Origin of the sequence: Flavobacterium sp. 90, assembly GCF_004339525.1 — a bacterium.
Lineage (GTDB): Bacteria > Bacteroidota > Bacteroidia > Flavobacteriales > Flavobacteriaceae > Flavobacterium.
The window spans coordinates 6,541,487-6,560,806 of record NZ_SMGE01000001.1 but is presented as its reverse complement, the minus strand read 5'-3'; the positions used below and the strand labels follow the sequence as shown (position 1 = coordinate 6,560,806).

Below are 19,320 nucleotides of genomic sequence, written 5' to 3'. Positions count from 1 at the left end.
GACTTAGGGTTAATTTTTGCCAAATAAAATCAATTAGATTCTAATTACCTAATATTTTTTTTGTGTTTGTTAAAAAGTGTTTAAAATAATGCTCCTAATATTACAAAATTAACATTAATTCTATCAATTTATTAATTGTTTTCCAGTTTCTGGTCGTTGCTTTTACTTTTAGTTTGCTCTCGATTATGCTATTTGTAAGTTTTGAATTTCCTGTTGGATTGGGATAGATGATATACATTACTTTGTTGATTGTTATGTGTTTATCTTCTCTGAAATCGATTGATTTAAAAAGCTCAAGATCTGTAATTGCTGGTTCTTTTGATAAAAAAGTAACATATGGCTGTGCAGGATCATTTATATTATGATCAGAATATGGATTTTGTTCAGCGCATTTTTGTAATTCTTTAAGAGTTAAAATTAACACAGGAACCTGATAGCCAAAATGTTTTTCGATACTATTTGCGATCTGATTTTCTAAATCGGAAATATTAGTAAGATTACTAGTAAAAATAATATTTCCGCTCTGAATATAAGTGCTTATTTTTTCAATGGGAAGCTCTGTTAATATGGATCTTAAAGTTTCCATTTTAATAAGTTTTTGTCCACTGACATTTATGCCACGCAGAAAAGCAATATAGGTTTGCATTATTTTTTGAGCTTAGGTTAAAATGTAAAAAGCGATTCACTTTTGAAAAAAGGAATCGCTTTTAAAATATTTATTCTGTTATTTTGGATAACGAAATAGCATTAATACAATATCGCAAACCACTTGGCTCGGGTCCATCAGGAAAAACGTGTCCCAGATGCGCATCACAAGTATTGCAAACAACTTCAACGCGAATCATTCCGTATGATTTATCGGCATGATATGCGATTGCATTTTCTTTTAGAGGTTGTGTAAAAGAGGGCCAGCCTGTTCCTGATTCAAACTTTTCTGAAGCATCAAAAAGCAAAGTTCCACAACATTTACATTCATAGATTCCCGGATCAAACAAACTGCAAAGTTCAGAACTAAAAGATCTTTCGGTACCTTTTAAGCGTGTTACCTGAAATTCTTCAGGCGTTAAGATCTGTTTCCATTCTTCCGGTGTTTTCTCGACTCTTTTCTCCGGAACCGGATTTCCTTTATTTGTATAACGAATTATGTCTGCCCACTTGATCATAGCTTTTTTATTTAGTTTACGGTTTACAGTCTCAGTATTGAGTCTCAGTTTACTGAAAACTGCGACCGAATACTGAATACTAATAACTATTCTTCCTCTTTTTGTCCCATCATCATCAGGAATGCTTTCAGAAATGGGTCAATATTTCCGTTCATAACGCCATCAACATCGCTGGTTTCATAACCTGTGCGAACGTCTTTTACTAATTTATAAGGTTGCATTACATAATTACGTATTTGCGAACCCCATTCGATTTTCATTTTTCCGGCTTCAATATCGGCACGTTGTGCTTGTTGTTTTTTCAATTCGATTTCATACAATTGTGAACGTAACATTTGCATGGCACGCTGTCTGTTGTCTTGCTGGGATCTGGTTTCAGAACACTGAATCTGAATTCCGGTAGGTTTGTGTACTAATTGTACTTTGGTCTCTACCTTATTTACGTTTTGTCCTCCGGCTCCACTAGAACGAGAAGTTGTAATTTCGATATCGGCAGGATTAATGTCGATTTCGATACTATCATCAACAAGCGGATAAACATAAACAGAAGCAAATGAAGTGTGACGTTTGGCATTACTATCAAAAGGAGAAATTCTGACTAAACGATGTACACCATTTTCTCCTTTTAAATATCCAAAAGAATAATCACCTTCAAACTCGAGTGTAACGGTTTTGATTCCGGCAACCTCGCCAGCCTGAAAGTTCAGTTCTTTTATTTTGTAACCATAACTTTCGCCCCACATCATATACATACGCATCAGCATTCCTGCCCAATCACAACTTTCAGTTCCTCCGGCGCCGGCGGTAATTTGCACTACGGCACTTAAACTGTCACCTTCGTCAGAAAGCATGTTTTTGAACTCAATGTTTTCGATATGAGTTTGTGTAATGTTGTAATGTTCGTCTAATTCTTCTGCAGAAAGTTCTCCTTCTTTATAGAAATCATACGCCAGTTGCAATTCATCTGTAAGTTCGATGGCTTTGTTGTAATCTTCGATCCATTTTTTCTTGTTTCGAAGGTTTTTTACAATGACTTCGGCTTCTTTTGCATTGTTCCAAAAGTCGGGTGCGAAGGTTTTTTCTTCTTCGTTGGCAATTTCGATTAGCTTGGCATCAACGTCAAAGATACCTCCTCAACGCACCAAGGCGCTCCACAATACCTTTTATTTGCTCGGTAGTTGTCATAAATTAATAATGGTTTTATAGGTTTTTTGTAAATATTACGTAATTGTTTAAAAACTGGATTTTGATCAAACTTCATCAAAATGAACGATTTGTAAATACGTAATTTTGTTGTACAAAAATAAGATATAGTTTTCAGAATATTGAAAATATTTTAACAGAATAAGAAAGTATATTCAAAAGTTTAAGTGATGAATAATAGGATAGATTTCATAGGCAAATTCAACTTGTGTAGAGGTTATTTAGTTTAAGAATATCAGAAGTTATTATGTTGCTTATAAAATTATCACGGACAATGATTGTTTATAGTATTGTGTATGTGTGAAATAGATTTATTATTTTAATAAGTAAAATAGTTTCTAAAATTATAAGTCAGATTTAGAATATTATATTAGTTTTATATGTTTTTTGCAAATATTACGTTAATTTGGTTTTATAGTATGTAACAAGTTAAATTTTAGTAAAACTTACCAAGAATAACTGTTTGTAATACGTAATTTTGCTGCACAAAAAAGATACACTTTTTAGAATATGGAAATAAATTTAATTAGCGATACCATTACCAAACCAACATACGAAATGTTGCAGTATATGTTTAACGCTCATGTTGGCGATGACGTATACAGGCAAGATCCTACAGTTATTGAATTGGAGACTAAAGTTGCTGAATTTTTTGGAATGGAAGCCGGACTTTTTTTTCCGTCAGGAACTATGGCAAACCAAACCGCTATTAAATTACATACACAGCCAGGAGAGCAATTAATTGCCGATAAATATGCACACGTTTATCATTATGAAGGAGGAGGAGTTTCTTTTAATAGTGGCGTTTCATGCTGTTTGTTAGACGGACATCGCGGAATGATAAATGCAGCTCAGGTTGCAGCAGCGATTAATGATCCCGAGTTTTACCACAGTCCTTTAACGAGTTTAGTATGTGTAGAAAATACAACAAATAAAGGTGGTGGAGCTTGTTATGAATTAGATGATTTAAAAGAGATAAAGAAGGTTTGTGATGCAAATAATCTGAAGTTTCATCTTGATGGAGCCAGAATTTGGAATGCATTGGTTGCCAAGAGACAAAACCCGAAGGAATTTGGAGCGATTTTCGATACAATTTCGGTTTGTTTGTCAAAAGGATTAGGTGCTCCAATTGGTTCTATTTTACTTGGAACTAAAGCTGATATCCGTAGAGCGTTGAGAATCAGAAAGATATTAGGTGGGGGAATGCGTCAGGTTGGATATTTGGCAGCAGCCGGATTGTTTGCTTTGGCTAATAATATCGAAAGACTTGCAGAAGATCACAGAAGAGCCAAAGAAATTGCAGCAATTTTAAGCACAAAACCTTGGGTGTCTCATATTGAGCCAGTTGAAACCAATATTTTGATTTTCTCATTGGCCGAAGGTTATAGCGATCAGCTTTTGATTGAAAAATTAAAACTAAAGAACATTTTAATAAGTTCAATGGGACATAATAAATTGAGAATCGTAACGCATTTAGATTATAAAGAAGTAATGCATACGTATGTAATTGAAACGCTTCAGAAGTTTTAGGAAGAAGGTTTTAAGAAGGTTCAAAGGTTCAGAGGGACAAAGGTTTTTGAAAAAAAAGTCCAAGGCTATAAAGTTTAAAAAAGAAAGACGCATTTTTTTAATGCGTCTTTCTTTTTTTTTGTTTTGATTGAGAAGAATTCAAAGTTTATGCGTTAAGCGAAAAAACCTTTGTCCCTCTAAACCTTTTTTAAGCCTTTGAACCTTATTTAAACAAATTATCCATCCCTGGAATCATTGGCATATCCATTTTTGCAACAGCATCAAGTTCTTGCTCATTAACGCTTGTAGCTCTTTCTATTGCTTTGTTTAGCGTTACTACAAGGTAATCTTCCAGTTGTTCTTTATCTTCCAGTAAAGAGTCGTCGATAGAGATTGATTTTACTTTTCTATTTGCGGTAAGCGTTACTTTTAATAATCCATCAGCGCTTTGTTCGTCAATTAAAACTGTATCCAGACGCTTTTTTGTATCTTCAATTTTTTGTTGGGTTTCTTTAAGTTTACCCATCATTCCCATTAAATCCATTTTTTGTTGATTTTTAAATTATTTCATACAAAATTAGTATATTGCTGTATTATATCAATAGAATATTTTATGAAAAAATTAATTCCGTTCTATTGTGATTGTAGTATTTTTGCAACTCCGAATTTACAAACCAATGCTTAATCAATGCAAAACGATATAATGGCTCCAAAGGCCAAAGAAATTCCCAAAACATTAAAAAAACATAAAGAAGCCCGAATTGATAATTATTTTTGGCTAAACGATCGCGAAAATCCTGAGGTTATCGATTATTTAAATCAGGAAAATGCATTCTACCAAAGCATGACAGCGCATACAAAAGGTCTTCAGGATAGTTTGTATGAAGAAATGAAAGGCAGAATTAAAGAAGACGATTCGTCTGTTCCTTATTTTTATAATGGATATTTTTATATTACCCGTTTCGAAACCGGAAAGGATTACCCAATTTTCGCCAGAAAAAAAGGAAGCCTTTCGGCGGAAGAAGAAATTTTGTTCAACTGTAATGAATTATCAGTAGGACATGCTTATTTTAAATTAGGCGGTTTAAGTATAAGTCCAGATAACAAATTTGCCAGTTTTGGAGTTGATATTGTTGGAAGAAGAATTTATACGATTCAGTTTAAAAACTTAGAAACAGGAGAAATTCTGTCTGATAAAATCGAAAATGCTACAGGCGGATCTGTTTGGGCAAATGATAATAAAACAGTTTTTTATACCAAACAAGACGAAGTTACTTTAAGAGCTGATAAAATTTTCAAACATAAATTAAATACAGATTCAGTAGATGATGTTTTGGTTTTTAATGAAACTGATGATACTTTTAATGTTTCTGTAGGTAAAGAAAAATCTAGAAAATATATCGTTATTAGTTCAGGAAGTACTTTAACGACTGAATATAGAATTTTGAACTCAGATAATCCTGATGGAGAATTTGAAGTATTTCAAAAGCGTGTTCGTGGTTTAGAATATAGTATTTCGCATTTTGAAGACTCGTTTTATGTTCTGACTAATAAAGATGAGGCGACCAATTTTAAATTGATGAAAACGCCTGAGAATAAAACAGGAAAGAAAAATTGGGTAGATCTGATTCCGCATCGCGAAGATGTTTTATTAGAAGACATAGAAATCTTTAAAAACTATTTAGTTGTAGAAGAGCGCTCAAACGGTTTAAATCATATTCGTATAATGCCTTGGAATGGTGAGCCTGATTATTATCTTCCATTTGGCAGCGAAACTTATAACGCCTTTACAACTTCAAATATTGATTTTGATACAGATGTTTTGAGATATAGTTATCAATCTCTTGCAACGCCATCGTCTGTAATTGATTTTAATATGAAGACTAAAACCAAAGAAATCTTAAAAGAGCAACAGGTTTTAGGTGGTAAATTTGATAAAGAAAATTACGTCGAAGAACGTGTTTGGGCAACTGCCAGAGATGGAGTAAAAGTGCCAATTTCGATGATTTATCGCAAAGGATTAAATAAAGACGGTAAAAATCCGTTATTACTTTACGCATATGGATCATACGGAATCACAATGGATACTTATTTTTCATCAACAAGACTTTCTTTGTTAGACCGCGGATTTGTTTATGCAATTGCTCATATCAGAGGAGGAGAAGATTTGGGAAGACAATGGTATGAAGACGGAAAACTGTTAAAAAAGAAAAATACCTTTACAGATTTCATCGATTGCTCTAAATTTGTAATTAACGAAAAATATACATCCTCTAAACATTTGTATGCAGAAGGAGGATCAGCAGGAGGACTTTTAATGGGAGTTATCATAAATGAAGCCCCGGAATTATACAACGGAGTTATTGCTCAGGTGCCTTTTGTCGATGTTATTACAACAATGTTAGATGATAGCATTCCATTGACAACCGGAGAGTATGACGAATGGGGAAACCCAAACAAGAAAGAATATTATGATTATATGTTGTCGTATTCACCTTACGATAACGTAAAAGCGCAAGATTATCCAAATATGTATGTATCAACCGGATTGCACGATTCGCAGGTACAATATTGGGAGCCAGCCAAGTGGGTAGCCAAATTGAGAAATGTGAAAACAAATAATAATCTTTTGTTTTTAGATACCAATATGGATGCGGGACACGGCGGAGCTTCAGGACGTTTTGAGGCTTTAAAAGACTTAGCAAAAGAATTTAGTTTTTTATTAGATTTAGAAAAAATTAAAAGCTAATTAGAAATTTTTTGTTAAATTTGCAACCTATCAAGGTTATTTTAAAATGCCTTTGATTAACTATTTTTTTATGAAAGAAGAAATAAACGCTTATAATAATGTTTTAGAATTAATAGGTAACACCCCACTTATTAAGCTAAATAAAATTACCGACGACTTAGAAGGAAATTTCTACGCAAAGGTGGAAGCTTTTAATCCAGGACATTCCTCAAAAGATAGAATAGCGTTATATATTATTGAAGAAGCCGAGAAAAAGGGAATTCTGTCACCGGGAGACACCATTATAGAAACAACATCTGGTAATACAGGTTTTAGTCTAGCAATGGTAAGCATTATTAAAGGTTACAATTGTATTTTGGCAGTAAGTTCAAAATCATCGAAAGACAAGATTGACATGTTGAGAAGTTTGGGAGCAAAAGTATATGTTTGCCCTGCACACGTTTCAGCAGATGATGAAAGGTCATATTATAATGTCGCCAAACGCCTACACGAAGAAACAAAAGGTTCTGTTTACATCAATCAATATTTTAATCAACTAAATATTGATGCTCATTACAACACTACAGGTCCTGAAATTTGGGAACAGACTAAAGGGCAAATTACACACCTTGTTGCTTGTAGCGGAACAGGAGGAACTATCTCAGGAACTGCAAAATTCTTAAAAGAGCAAAATCCAAATATTAGAATTTTAGGAGTAGATGCTTTTGGGTCAGTATTGAAGAAATACCACGAAACAAAAGAATTCGATAACAAAGAAATTTATCCTTACCGTATAGAAGGTTTAGGTAAAAACCTGATACCATCGGCTACGGATTTTGATATTATAGATAAATTCATAAAAGTAACCGATGAAGAAAGTGCTCACTCAGCCAGAGAGATCACTAGAAAAGAAGGTTTATTTGTTGGATATACTTCTGGAGCAGTAATGCAGGCAATCAGACAATATGCAGAAGAAGGAGAGTTTACAAAAGACAGTAATATTATTGCAATCTTCCCGGATCACGGATCACGCTATATGAGTAAAGTATTTAGTGATGACTGGATGAATGAACAAGGATTCTTTGATAGTATCAATGAAGAAGAAGTTCAAAAAATTGAATTCGTAAAGTAGAAAAAAACTTTAAAAATATAGAACTCCATTTGTTTTCACAAATGGAGTTTTTTTTGTAAAAACATTTTTACAAAAAAGTGGTGTAAATTGTATTTTATTGCCACAAAATTTTATTTTTATGAGAATACTGTATTTAAACTTGAATATCGTTTGGTAAGTTGAATAAAATTTATAGTTTTAACAAAATTTACAACTGTATAAGTAAATTTAATCGAAAATTTTAGCGCATCAATTTTGATTATTTGAGTTCGTTGCGGAATAAATTCGACTAGATATATTATAATACTAGTATTATTAGATAAACGCCTTTTTAAATACCTCTAAAATCTGTCAATATGAATAAATTATTACTGACATTAATGTTTGTAAGTTTCTTTAATGTAAATGCTCAAAATCCCGTTCAGCAATTTAATTTCGACGGAAATACAAGTAATAGCGATAAGACAATTTCCTTTTTAGGATCTTCGACTTTTGCTAATGACAGAAATGGAGTTGCTAATGGCGCTATCCGACTTACAAATAAATTTTTGCAGACCGTTGTTGGAGATCTTCCACAGGATAATAAACCAAGAACAATTTCAGTTTGGGTGAAATTTAATGCAATTACTTCGGTAAATTATATTTTTGGTTATGGAAGCCCGATAAATACACAATATTTTGGTTTGGTGCAACAAGCTGCAACTGGATCAACGTCTGATTTAAGTTTAGCAGGTTGGGGAACTACTAATAATGTAATAGTTGCAACGCCGCTTGCCAAAGGTGTTTGGTATCAATATAGTGTTACTTACGATGGGACTACATCTAAAATTTATCGTAATGGTGAATTGTTAAAATCATCAGATGCAATTGTACGGGCAACAAAAGGTTATATTCTTAAATTAGGACAAATGAATACAGCACTTGGGATTAATGCTGATGTAGACGATCTTAAAATTTATAATGTTGCTATGACAGACGAGCAGGTTATGGAATCTTATAACAGTTCAAAACCTGCAACAACCGAGGGGGAAAACTCATTAACAGTAAAAAAAGGAACGGCAAACGTAAAAACTGACGGTAAAAACGCATCAGAAGGTAACGTGATTGCAAAAAAAGTTGAGGTTTTTTCGCAAGGAAAAAAAATAATCAGAAACAATACTACTAATATTAGTGACTTACCTGAAGGTACTTATTTGTTGAAAATAACAAATGGTCAAAACTAAGAATTGCCAAGGATGAGGTACTGATAATAAGTATTGCTTTCTAAAATATATAACTCCATTCGTTTCTGCGAATGGAGTTTTTTTTTGAAGTATTCCAGAACTTCTACAGAATTGATATGTATTTAATATTCAGATATTTTTGATTTTGAGCGAATGTTAATTTTTCTGATTTAATTATAAATAACGTATTTATACGTAAGATTATTTGGTTTTGATTGAAGTAAAATTATTATTTTAATATTATTATTAAAAAAAGTATAAGTAAATGTAATTAAGCGTGTGAAATCATCGATTTTGGTTATTTTAACGATTATTTAGGTTAGTTATCGAAAAAATTTTCGCTCAAATGCATAATAATATAGTTTAGCAGTGTTAAAATGACACAGAGTTTTTTAATACCCTAAATCTACTATTATGAAAAAATTGCTACTCACATTAATGTTTGTAAGTTATTTGAATGTTAATGCACAAAATCCGATTCAGGAATTTAATTTCAATGGTACTTTAAATAATACCGCGAACACAACTTCATTTATGGGAACGAATAATTTCGTAAACGATAGAGCAGGAGTTGCAAAAGGAGCACAGCGACTAAGCAATAAAGCTCTAGAAGCTGTAATTGATAATCTTCCTCAGGAAAATAGTGCAAGAACGGTAAGTATCTGGGTTAAGCTAAATGATATTTCTTCAGCGAACTATATTTGGGGATACGGAACGGCTTATAGTGCTCAATATTGCGGATTATTGCAGCAAGGAACAGCTTCGTCAAACTCAGACTTAAGTTTGGCTGGTTGGGGAGCTACAAATGATGTTATTGTTTCGACGCCGCTGGTAAAAGATACTTGGTACAATTATACCATAACGTATGATGGCAGGGTTTCGAAGATTTATAGAAATGGACAATTGCTTAAATCTGCTAATGGAATCAGTCGTTCTACTAAAGGAAACATTTTTAGATTAGGAGAAATAAATACAACTGTTGGAATTAATGCTGATGTAGATGATTTAAAAATTTATGATGTTGCGCTAACAGATAGTCAGGTTACAGAACTTTATGATAATTCTAAACCTGTGATAAATATTGTGGAGCCTGTAGTTGCTGCAAAAGCGACTACGACAAATACAAAAGGAAAAACTACTGTAAAAGCAGCATCACCAAATACAACTATTATTGCTTCAAGCGATGTGAACGGAGTTTCAAAAAATGTTGAGGTTTTCTCGCAAGGACAAAAAATAATAGGTAATAATTCGATGAGCATAAACGATTTGCCGGAAGGAACTTATTTGCTAAAAATAACAAATGCTCCATCTAAAAAAATCACTTCAAAATAAGGTTAAGGATAATTTTTAAATAGTTAGTTAGTTTTTTATGTTGTTTATTAGTAAAGTTAAATTTTTTGGAATAGTGAAAAAGACCTTCTAAAGATCCTCCTTTCAGAAGGTTTTTTGTACTTACTGCTTTTTTCAATGAAATACAAAATTTGTATTTTATGCACCTTCATTTCTATGATTACTAATGTAGAATTCAAAATAGTAGTTAAGATGAAAATAAATATAGCTACTTGGGATGATCCTGAAGATTTGCAAAATCTGATAGATTCATACAATAAAAGCAATAATCTTGATATTAAGATTGTAGCTTTTGAGAATCACGATGGCACTTTTTTCGCAACTATAGAATCGGATAAATTAAGTAAAGAAGATGCCTTTTACCTCGGGAAAACTTATGGAATTATGATAGAAGATTTCAAACCAAAAGGTATTCTTTAATTTTTGTAAACTCCATAAATGAAAATGCCTTCAGGGCCATATTGTCCTGTAAGAGCGTAAATAACAGTTAGTTTGTCATTTTGAGAAATTTCTAATCTTCTTGAAAGATGATTCTCGGCGTAAGCATAAAAAACATTATCCTCTTCTTTTATTTTTAGATTGTATTTTTCAGTTAGTAACTCAAGTTGCTGCTTGTTAAAATATCTAAAAGTAGATAATGGTTTTAAATTTTCTTTAAAGAAGTAAATTCTTTCGTTCTGTATTTCTATATATGAATTGCTATAAACAGAATAATCTTCAGAACTTAGCCAATTATCATAGGAGTTAGTTGCCTCAAATAAGGTTATTCCATCAAATAAGTCATAAGTAATCTGATTATCTAAATCATTAATATCTTTTTCTATTTTAGAATTATTAATCAAATAATCTTTCCAATCTTTTAGTAACTCATATACTTCCTGAGTGGGGATTTCGGCAATACATTTCCAATAATTATAAGTATCAATAACCTGAGATATTTCTTTTTTACATTCAATAGAATAAACTTCATAACCAAAATCATAATACTGTAATTCACCAGATAAAACTTTTTCTAGTGATTGGACAATTTCCTTTAAATAATCTAATTTTAAATTTAATATTTCAGTAGAAAAATATTCACCATAATTCTCTTGATTCTTAATTATTAATATTGATGATGACTTATTAAGGTTGTCATTTTCATCAAAATAATTATGCTGTTCAAATTTATATTTCATCTTTTTGTAAATTAAGAAACAAGTAAAGTTCAGGCAAGGTTTAACTTTCTTAGAAAAAAATCTTTACATAAAACTAGATCTGGGATTTGATATATTTTTGTCAACTGCTTCTACTGAACCGCCATGTATTCTGCCTAAATCAAAAACCTGATTAAAATTAGCATTTTTAAATTCTACAATAGCAAAGTTGACTTCATCACCAATGTATTCTACAAAAACAAAGTCTGTATTGTAAGTTGCATTGTACCATTTTATAGAATCTCTTAATATGGTTTCGTGATTTGTGAATATTCTTAGGCGATTTTTTTCTTGTTCCATTTATTTTATATAGAAAATATTAGGGAAAGATATCTAAATTCAGAATAAGATTTCAGCTAATGCGGAAAATAGTTTGTTTTATATTTAGAAAAAATAAAAAAGTCTTCTAAAGATTATTCAGAAGACTTTTTAGTGTCTATTATTTTTTCTTTTGTTGTCCCGGTGCGTAAGCTTTTGCGCTTTTACTTCCTGACATTTTTTTTGCTTGTCCAGGCGGAATTTTGCCTGAATTCCCGGCAGTAGGTGTGTGGGTATGTGTACTACAGCTCATTGTGCTAATAGTAACAAATAAAATTGCCATAATAATAACGGTAATTTTATTGCATTTAAGTGTTTTCATAAATTGGTTTTAATAATTTGGAGTACTTCAAATATACTAGTTTATATGATTTTTTATAATTTGTGCAGCTAGTTTAAAACCGTTACAAACAATAAAAGCTCTGAAAATTTTCAGAGCTTTTATTGTTTGACTTTAAAGTGTTTCTAGCTTATAACGCTAATCACTATAAATAAAATCACCAAGGCAATTACAGCAAATTTGGTGTATTTAGATGTTTGCATAAATGTTTGTTTAAAAATTAATCTAGATTTGAGATCGGCAAATATAATAGTTAATTTGATTTATAGCTCTTAAGAAGGTATTAAAATAAGAATAATCGTAAAAAAAATAATAATTTTAAGATCATCCCAACCTTTCTGTTCAAAATATGCTCTATATAAGTAATAATCGTCTCGAAATGATTTTAACGTAATAAAACAGCATATGAAAAAGAAATTCACCTTAGAAATAGCAAGTCCTTGTTCTGAAAATTTTGATAAAATGATTCCAAATTCAAAAGGTTCATTTTGTGATTTATGTGCCAAAAATGTGATTGATTTAAGTAGAAAAACAAATGCTGAAATCGCCAGATTTATGGTAGAGAATAAAGATAAAAATATCTGCGCAAGAGTTAAAGCAACGCAATTAGAAAGCGAATTTGTTTATAGTGAAACTTCCAGGATGAATAATCTTAAATATGCGGCAATTGCTGCTTCGGTTTTACTAACATCGAGTGTTGTAGCGCAAGAAAAAGAACCTGTTGTAACCGAGATATCTGTAGAACCAACTCATCATCTCGTTGGTAAAATTGCCGTTAACCAATCTGTAAAAATGAAAATTTCTATAATAGTTAAAGGGAAATTATTAGATGACAAAACCCATAAACCTTTAGACGAAGTGACATATCCAGAATTGACGCTTAATATTAATAATGAACCAACTCCGGTGAAAGTAAATCCAAAAACAGGTGAATTTTCTATTCCGGTTACTCTTTCAAAAGATGATAAAGTATTAATTATTGATATTGCCGGCAGTGGTTATTATTTGTCTAAAGTGATACCATTTGATGCCAAATCAGTAAAAAAGAATTTTTTTTACCAAGACATAATTATCGAAAGTGAAACTATCAATAAAGTATATCAACTAGGAGGTATACGCGCCAATTTTGTTGAAGAAAAATAGGAATAAGAAAAGTTACTCAAAGACTTAAAAATAAAAAAGCCCTGAAAATTTTTCAGGGCTTTTGAGCTTTATAAAAAAGAGAATATTATTCTTCTTTCATTGTTCTAGAGATCGTCAGCAGTTTCTTCTTGTAAACCGTTTATAAATTCGTCAAAGCTATTGGCTACTAATTCAAAAGCATCATTTTTTGTTTTCCACTCCATTTCCATTTGATATAACACAATTTTATCCATAGACTCTTCATCAAATGATATACAAAATACCCAACCTCCATTATCTATAGCAAAGGGCAGTTTTTTCCCTAAGCCTTCTTCCTTGAATTCTTTGGTAAAATCGTACATCATCCTATAAGTTATAAATTGTGAAATCTCAAATAATTTCCCATCATTATTTATAAACTTATTTTCCTTTACTGACAAATCAGCATATTCTGAAATAAAATCTTTAATGGTCTGAGGTATTTTGATACCAACTTCATTTTCAATTCTAGTATATTGATGTGGCAAAAACCTATCGCTTAATGTTAACTTTCTCATATTTTAATCACTAAATTTTGAATAATATTTTTCTAATTGAGCTACTGCACCAGAGTGTCTCATTCCGGCAGCTGCATGAGCCGTTGTCTCAACCAACTGCATGGTACACCAAGCATCACCATTTGCATCAACTATTAGATCATCCATATGATGCCAAGTGTACTTCTCAGGTTTGGTAAAACCTGGAATATATTTTTGTACAATTTTATTTGCAGCAGAGTAATCTGCATTTCTATTACCTCTAGTCATCTTGATTTTAATTCCACTTCCACTTCCTTTTTCTTTTTTAATTAAATTAATTACATCTTGACAATCAATATCTAGATATTTAGTTCCATCAAAATCAGGAACTAGTCTATTTGTACTTGCATTAACTGGATAATTTAAATTAGCATCAGGATTGTAAGCCCTATTATATTTGTGCATACAGTATTTTCCATCTACATTTTTCTCAATTGTAATTAAATCATGAGTAACACCATCAGTTTCTAGCAATACAGACATTCGACCTTCCGTATCTTCAAAAGTTTCGAGTACTTTTTTATTACCAATTGCATCATCAATTTTGCTAAAAATCTTCGCTTCTGCATTCGTATTAGTTAGAACATTTCCAGCTTCATCTACAAAATTTAAACTTTTACTACTTGTCCAAGCCTTTAATTTATTTGCTCCACTTTGTGTAAGCTTTGCAATTAAGCTATTTGGTACAAGATTCCCAGCTGTATTAGCTCCTAAAACGACTTTCTCACCACTTTCAACCCCAGCAGTTCCTTTAGGAATCTCTGACTCAGAAAGGGTTTTACTTATATTACCTGGAGAAAACTCTTTACAAACGCCTTCTCCTCTGATAGCACCATTTTCAAAAACTGTTACGGCACCTTCCCATGCGGTAACCTTGCTGGTACCGCCTAGCTTGTTGACTAGATTCTGAGCGGAATTTAAATCACTACACGAAAGTAAAACAATATTCTTGTTTTTCAAATTGTTTTTTATGAGCCAATAAGCTAGCGCCTTGTGGTTCATAACGACATCAGACATGCCATTTCTTACTACACTAAATGTTTCTCCACTACCGTGTACAATTAAGTAGACTTTGTCTCCTGCATTCCCTATTTTTGAAAGGTATTTTTGGGCTTTGGTTATGTCTTCTGCACCTAATGATACTACATTTTTAGGGAGTTGTTCTACATCGTCGACTACGCTTGCTATTATTGTTTCATTTGTAGCAACATCATCAGTTAATGCTACAATTTCATCTACATTACTAGTTACTACATTACTTGTTCTTTCAATTGTAGAAAGTCCTTTTACAAATGGTTTAATTATTTTTCCTGCTCCAAACACAGCTATTTCAAAACCTAAATTTGTAGCCCTATTTAAGGTTTGACATATTCTTGCAAATTTTGCTGCATCTATCCCCAAACGTGCTGCTACAACAGCCGAATATTCTCCTAATGTTAGCACAACTGGCACGACCATCATAGTCAATCTGCCATAGCGCCAAGGGTTACCTTTGGTTATAAATATACCGTAGAAGTTATGTGCTGCTTCTTTTACTTGTTTATACTTTTCATAAGCAGCTGGGTTTATTATAACAGATATCATATCTTGTTGCGTAATAACCTCATGGGCTGCTAATTTTTTAGAAACCTCAAAAATATTCTTCATTTGTTGCAGATAACCTTTTGGGGTTTCTATCAACGAATATTTTAGAATTCCTACGCCTAACTGCTTTAGACCTCCTACTAATTGAGGTACATCTAATGTTTGACAAAACTCATATAAAAATCCAGCTAAAAAACTGTCTTTATTATTTTCTTCTCCTAAACTACATTCGACAAATGATTGAAGGGAATAATAAACTTTAAAAATGACACTTTCTATCCCTTCAGTATCAAAATCAGGGTTGTCTTTTTTCTTCTGAGCTATTTTGGCTTCAACAAGGTTAGCTATACAAACATTACCAACTCCTATTATTGATTCTATATTAAATACTGCTTTAGTAACTCCGCCATTAGAATCAACCTCAAGTTCAACAGCTGCTCTACCCGCACTTATTTCCGCTTTATAGGCTGCATCTGCATCTGCTTTTTTAGAAGAACCCTTTGGATATGTAATAACCTTGACGCCCTTACCATAAACTTCAGATAATGCGCTAAAAAAGTTATCTAATTTTGATTTATTATCACTTGAAATATTTATTGTTTCTCCATCCAATTTATATTCTGCATAAACATAACCACCAGAATTATTTCCCGAAGTGTTACTACTTTCAACGCAGCCTAAAGTGTTAGAGTATATTGTTAATTTATCTGCTTTGGCTATTTTATCAATTTTATCAATATAAGTTTTTAAGCCTGCTTGATTTTCTTTAGGAAGATAATTTTTAATTGCACCATAATTTGTTCTAATATATTTTCTATTATTACAAACTTCATTATTCTTATATATTAACCAAATAATAGCTTTATCATCTGATACTTTTACATAGTTTGAAGCGGGATAATCGGCTCCGGTACCGTTTACCTTATAGGTCTTACTTGTAGTATTCCAAATATAATTTACACTAACATTATTTTCGGTACTTTCAAAACCTCCAAGCATTCCTTCACCTACTATTGGAACTCCCTCACCGGTTATTACAGTATTTTCATTAGTTTTTACAAATCCCCAATTTGGTGTTAATCCAAATCCACCAGCCAAAGCTCCGGATGAACTCTTTTGGAAACCATAGAATTTCCATCCGCCACTGTGAATAATATCCCAATCGTTATGAGATAATACAGTACCGGTTCCATAATCCATTAAAAGATCGGTTTTTCCAGATTCTGCGTTAGATGAGAATGGATGTTTTAAACCAAATATACCGTGGCCTAATTCGTGGGCAGCCGTTTTTAGAGTGTTGTCAAATACAAAAGCATATTGACCTCCAAGTGGCATAAAACCATCATATCCGTTTTGACCAATTTTTCCGGTGTATAAAACATAATATGTTTTCTCATTGTATTTAAAATCGGGGCTAGATTCTATCTGGCTAATGATATCGTTTTGGCCTCCGGTATATACGTTTAAAAGGTCACTATCACCACATTCGATTTGGTTTGGTAATGTTTCGATATTTACACTTTGAGAAGTAACATCAAACGTAACTCCAACTTTGTTATAAACATCATTAAGGAATTTTTTTGCTTCACCGGCACTTGGAGCGATCGCTTTGTTAATGCTTAATAAAGTTATGCTTATGGCTGATTTTTTAGTCAGGTCCCAAACATTTATTTTACCTGCAATTTGAGATTTACCTTCAACAGTTTTAGTTGAATCTGCTGGATTCTTCTCTTTCGCACCTTTTACAGTAGCAATAATACTTTGTTTGGCAAAATCTAGTTTTTTGGTAAGCTTGATTTCAGCTTCGGTATTAGATTTCCATTCAGCATTTACAGCTGCTCCGGTATTGGTTTTAAATACAATATCTTTTTGCGTTTTTCCGTTTTTAAATTCAGCCTTAGCAATTATTTTATCAGGACCATTTAAGTCTGAAACGGCTTTGTAATTTACCTTATACTTATCGCCAGATTGTGTGGCAATTGTTTCGTAAGTAGCCAAAAGTTTTTGAGAACCTTTTTCAGGTTGTGAGTCAAAAGCGTATAAGCTATTTGGACTGTCATAGAAAGTGATTTTAACATCAGGAGAAGATATTTGTGTAACTTCACCACTGTTAGACACACCGTTAGTGTTTGCGGCAAGAGCTTTTCCTCCTTCAGCACCTGATGAAATAGTAGGTTCTCCTTTTCCGTTTGCAGGTATCGTAACAGTATTTCCTTTACTATCTGTATAAACCTGATTATAAGAAGATTTTGGAATTGTTGTCGTCTGCCCGTTTGGACCTGTAATTGTGGTACTTCCGTCTGGATTTAATGTAGCCGATTTTACTTCATAATCAACTTTCCCTTCAATAGGTTTACCGTCGCTGCCCAAAATATCGGTAAGGACTTTATCACCATCGAGAATACCACCCCAATTTGGGTCATAAGAAGCAATAATTTCCCCGGAAATCAATTTGAAATCGGTATTTACACCAATGTTGTTAAACGTAATTCTAATACGGGAGAATTGACCAATATTGATTTTATCTCCTCCTAAGGCATCAGCAGCATCGATTAGCTTTCTGAATTTTTCAAGGAAAGGAAGTGTTACATATCCATCTCCTGAAAAATTTCCGTTACTTCCGGTTGAGTGTATAACCACAATTGGGAAATCACCGGCAGCAATGACATCATTTGGAAAAAGTTCTGGTAATGGATTTTTATTGGCTAAATCAGCTGGATCTGGTTTTATACCACAACCCTGAAAAGCTATTTCGTCTCTCTCAAGAGTTGTAAATTCTTTTACATTGCTAGGAGTGTATTTGCCAACATCGCAAGATGCACCAACGGTATATTCGTAAGTAGTTTTTGGTTTTAAATTACTGATTGTAACATTTTCTCTAGGTGTTACAAGATCATACCATTCTGAGTTGGCATTTTTCTCTCTGTATTTTACCTGATAATCGAAATTATCAATACTGCCGCTCCAGGTAATTTTTGCCTGATTTTCGCTGATTCCCTCTGTATTAATGGCTAATGGCGCTGTACAGAATACTTCGTAGGTAAAAGAGTAAATTTCGCTGTAACCATTATTTTTAAAAACTCCAATTTCTTCGGCGCCAAGTAGTGCTTTGGCTTTTATACGCCACGCATATTTTTTACCCGGAATAAGCTGTGGTTCGTTTATGCCATATTGAAGAGAAGTTGTTCTGGTAGTGGTTGTGTATAAAGGCGGTGAATAAGCAAATGCATTTTGAACAGGAGTATATTTATCCCATATTTCAACTAATGAAAATTCGTACTCAACATTGCTGACATTTATGCTTCTTGGTGTCCATCCAAAAACAATGTTTTGGATGTTTTGCTGCATAATGGAAGCATTGTTTAAAGGCAGATTTAAAAATGGTGGCTCATTTTGAAAAATAATTGTTGATGACCCCGTTTTATTAGATAGTTTTTTGCCGGTTGCAAAGTCATAAACCTCAACATAAATATTATAAAGACCTTCTGGTAAAGGCTGTGCATATTGGTTTGGCGTAAGACCTAATAAATTTTGATACTCAAAATAAGGCGCTAAATCGGCATTTGTTAGCTGTAGCGGAAAACCTCCTTCAAGGTATAAAGGTTTTGCACCTGCAACAAAATCGTTCGTATTAAATGCGATTCCGTTGCCCTGAAAATATATTTTCAGTCTTACCTGACGATTCGAAATAGTCAAATCGTTCAGCACCAATTGTATTTTTATTGGGCTGTTTACAGTATTAGCATCTGCATAATTGCTTAAATAAATAGGCGAGGGTTGCGTTAGCTGTGTTGTTATCCTTATCGGAAAGGTTTGTGCATAACCTCCTAATCCTACAAGGGAACAGAATAATAACAGGTAAAAGTGTAGTTTTTTTATCATTTTGGGTAATTGG

Annotated in this window: 16 protein-coding genes; 7 read left to right on the top strand and 9 right to left on the bottom strand. The window is 32.6% G+C overall.

The genetic code is table 11. From position 1 onward, the window contains the following. Positions 1 to 100: 100 nt before the first annotated feature. The 3 genes from C8C83_RS26685 to prfB all read right to left on the bottom strand — a co-directional run bounded on the left by C8C83_RS26685 (position 101) and on the right by prfB (position 2,348). Positions 101 to 646, bottom strand: a complete 546-nt coding sequence (locus C8C83_RS26685; protein ID WP_121325785.1) for a DUF1697 domain-containing protein — start codon at positions 644 to 646, stop codon at positions 101 to 103. Positions 647 to 716: 70 nt separating this feature from the next. Continuing rightward, positions 717 to 1,163 (bottom strand): peptide-methionine (R)-S-oxide reductase MsrB, encoded by a 447-nt coding sequence (msrB, locus tag C8C83_RS26680; RefSeq protein ID WP_099711666.1) that lies wholly within the window; start codon positions 1,161 to 1,163, stop codon positions 717 to 719. 86 nt (positions 1,164 to 1,249) lie between these two features. Then, a protein-coding gene (prfB, locus tag C8C83_RS26675) for a peptide chain release factor 2 (protein WP_121325784.1) occupies positions 1,250 to 2,348 on the bottom strand; the annotation gives its coding sequence in 2 pieces (ribosomal slippage) (positions 1,250 to 2,284 and positions 2,286 to 2,348; 1,098 coding nt in all). A gap of 528 nt (positions 2,349 to 2,876) precedes the next feature. On the opposite strand from prfB, the gene C8C83_RS26670 reads away from it, so the two are divergent. Beyond that, positions 2,877 to 3,896 (top strand): GntG family PLP-dependent aldolase, encoded by a 1,020-nt coding sequence (locus C8C83_RS26670; protein ID WP_121325783.1) that lies wholly within the window; start codon positions 2,877 to 2,879, stop codon positions 3,894 to 3,896. 202 nt (positions 3,897 to 4,098) lie between these two features. Here C8C83_RS26670 and C8C83_RS26665 read toward each other — a convergent pair whose 3' ends face one another. Further along, positions 4,099 to 4,419, bottom strand: a complete 321-nt coding sequence (locus tag C8C83_RS26665) for a YbaB/EbfC family nucleoid-associated protein (RefSeq protein WP_065447922.1) — start codon at positions 4,417 to 4,419, stop codon at positions 4,099 to 4,101. A 144-nt stretch (positions 4,420 to 4,563) separates the two neighbouring features. Here C8C83_RS26665 and C8C83_RS26660 point away from each other — a divergent pair, with 144 nt between their 5' ends. The 5 genes from C8C83_RS26660 to C8C83_RS26640 all read left to right on the top strand — a co-directional run bounded on the left by C8C83_RS26660 (position 4,564) and on the right by C8C83_RS26640 (position 10,707). After that, positions 4,564 to 6,624 carry a S9 family peptidase gene (locus C8C83_RS26660; RefSeq protein ID WP_121325782.1) on the top strand — a complete coding sequence of 687 codons (2,061 nt, stop codon included), beginning with the start codon at positions 4,564 to 4,566 and terminating at the stop codon, positions 6,622 to 6,624. A gap of 70 nt (positions 6,625 to 6,694) precedes the next feature. After that, a complete protein-coding gene (locus C8C83_RS26655; protein ID WP_121329887.1) occupies positions 6,695 to 7,735 on the top strand; it encodes a cysteine synthase family protein in 1,041 nt (346 codons plus the stop codon). Between the two features lie 335 nt (positions 7,736 to 8,070). After that, positions 8,071 to 8,937 (top strand): LamG domain-containing protein, encoded by an 867-nt coding sequence (locus C8C83_RS26650; protein WP_121325781.1) that lies wholly within the window; start codon positions 8,071 to 8,073, stop codon positions 8,935 to 8,937. A 414-nt stretch (positions 8,938 to 9,351) separates the two neighbouring features. After that, positions 9,352 to 10,269 carry a LamG domain-containing protein gene (locus C8C83_RS26645; RefSeq protein WP_121325780.1) on the top strand — a complete coding sequence of 306 codons (918 nt, stop codon included), beginning with the start codon at positions 9,352 to 9,354 and terminating at the stop codon, positions 10,267 to 10,269. A 210-nt stretch (positions 10,270 to 10,479) separates the two neighbouring features. Beyond that, positions 10,480 to 10,707: a hypothetical protein gene (locus C8C83_RS26640; protein ID WP_132011979.1), complete on the top strand. Its 228-nt coding sequence runs from the start codon at positions 10,480 to 10,482 to the stop codon at positions 10,705 to 10,707. Here C8C83_RS26640 and C8C83_RS26635 read toward each other — a convergent pair. From C8C83_RS26635 to C8C83_RS26625, 3 genes are all read right to left on the bottom strand, one after another. Continuing rightward, a complete protein-coding gene (locus C8C83_RS26635; protein ID WP_121325778.1) occupies positions 10,704 to 11,465 on the bottom strand; it encodes a hypothetical protein in 762 nt (253 codons plus the stop codon). The two genes, C8C83_RS26640 and C8C83_RS26635, sit on opposite strands and share 4 nt — an antisense overlap. 63 nt (positions 11,466 to 11,528) lie before the next feature. Continuing rightward, a complete protein-coding gene (locus C8C83_RS26630; RefSeq protein WP_121325777.1) occupies positions 11,529 to 11,783 on the bottom strand; it encodes a hypothetical protein in 255 nt (84 codons plus the stop codon). A gap of 139 nt (positions 11,784 to 11,922) precedes the next feature. Further along, positions 11,923 to 12,123 carry a hypothetical protein gene (locus C8C83_RS26625; protein ID WP_121325776.1) on the bottom strand — a complete coding sequence of 67 codons (201 nt, stop codon included), beginning with the start codon at positions 12,121 to 12,123 and terminating at the stop codon, positions 11,923 to 11,925. A 423-nt stretch (positions 12,124 to 12,546) separates the two neighbouring features. Here C8C83_RS26625 and C8C83_RS26620 point away from each other — a divergent pair, with 423 nt between their 5' ends. Continuing rightward, on the top strand, positions 12,547 to 13,284 hold the full coding sequence (locus tag C8C83_RS26620) for a hypothetical protein (RefSeq protein WP_121325775.1): 738 nt from the start codon (positions 12,547 to 12,549) through the stop codon (positions 13,282 to 13,284). Between the two features lie 104 nt (positions 13,285 to 13,388). Here the strand turns inward: C8C83_RS26620 and C8C83_RS26615 are convergent, their stop codons facing one another. Together C8C83_RS26615 and C8C83_RS26610 are read right to left on the bottom strand one after the other, a co-directional pair. Next, positions 13,389 to 13,820, bottom strand: coding sequence for an SMI1/KNR4 family protein (locus tag C8C83_RS26615; RefSeq protein WP_121325774.1), 432 nt, complete (start codon positions 13,818 to 13,820; stop codon positions 13,389 to 13,391). Positions 13,821 to 13,823: 3 nt separating this feature from the next. Further along, positions 13,824 to 19,307, bottom strand: a complete 5,484-nt coding sequence (locus C8C83_RS26610; RefSeq protein ID WP_165877257.1) for an HNH endonuclease — start codon at positions 19,305 to 19,307, stop codon at positions 13,824 to 13,826. Between the last annotated feature and the right edge of the window lie 13 nt (positions 19,308 to 19,320).

Bases quoted from the DNA above. Each gene is read 5' to 3' on its own strand.
- C8C83_RS26685 (WP_121325785.1), bottom strand. From the start codon at position 646: ATGCAAACCTATATTGCTTTTCTGCGTGGCATAAATGTCAGTGGACAA.
- msrB (WP_099711666.1), bottom strand. From the start codon at position 1,163: ATGATCAAGTGGGCAGACATAATTCGTTATACAAATAAAGGAAATCCG.
- C8C83_RS26670 (WP_121325783.1), top strand. From the start codon at position 2,877: ATGGAAATAAATTTAATTAGCGATACCATTACCAAACCAACATACGAA.
- C8C83_RS26665 (WP_065447922.1), bottom strand. From the start codon at position 4,419: ATGGATTTAATGGGAATGATGGGTAAACTTAAAGAAACCCAACAAAAA.
- C8C83_RS26660 (WP_121325782.1), top strand. From the start codon at position 4,564: ATGCAAAACGATATAATGGCTCCAAAGGCCAAAGAAATTCCCAAAACA.
- C8C83_RS26655 (WP_121329887.1), top strand. From the start codon at position 6,695: ATGAAAGAAGAAATAAACGCTTATAATAATGTTTTAGAATTAATAGGT.
- C8C83_RS26650 (WP_121325781.1), top strand. From the start codon at position 8,071: ATGAATAAATTATTACTGACATTAATGTTTGTAAGTTTCTTTAATGTA.
- C8C83_RS26645 (WP_121325780.1), top strand. From the start codon at position 9,352: ATGAAAAAATTGCTACTCACATTAATGTTTGTAAGTTATTTGAATGTT.
- C8C83_RS26640 (WP_132011979.1), top strand. From the start codon at position 10,480: ATGAAAATAAATATAGCTACTTGGGATGATCCTGAAGATTTGCAAAAT.
- C8C83_RS26635 (WP_121325778.1), bottom strand. From the start codon at position 11,465: ATGAAATATAAATTTGAACAGCATAATTATTTTGATGAAAATGACAAC.
- C8C83_RS26630 (WP_121325777.1), bottom strand. From the start codon at position 11,783: ATGGAACAAGAAAAAAATCGCCTAAGAATATTCACAAATCACGAAACC.
- C8C83_RS26625 (WP_121325776.1), bottom strand. From the start codon at position 12,123: ATGAAAACACTTAAATGCAATAAAATTACCGTTATTATTATGGCAATT.
- C8C83_RS26620 (WP_121325775.1), top strand. From the start codon at position 12,547: ATGAAAAAGAAATTCACCTTAGAAATAGCAAGTCCTTGTTCTGAAAAT.
- C8C83_RS26615 (WP_121325774.1), bottom strand. From the start codon at position 13,820: ATGAGAAAGTTAACATTAAGCGATAGGTTTTTGCCACATCAATATACT.
- C8C83_RS26610 (WP_165877257.1), bottom strand. From the start codon at position 19,307: ATGATAAAAAAACTACACTTTTACCTGTTATTATTCTGTTCCCTTGTA.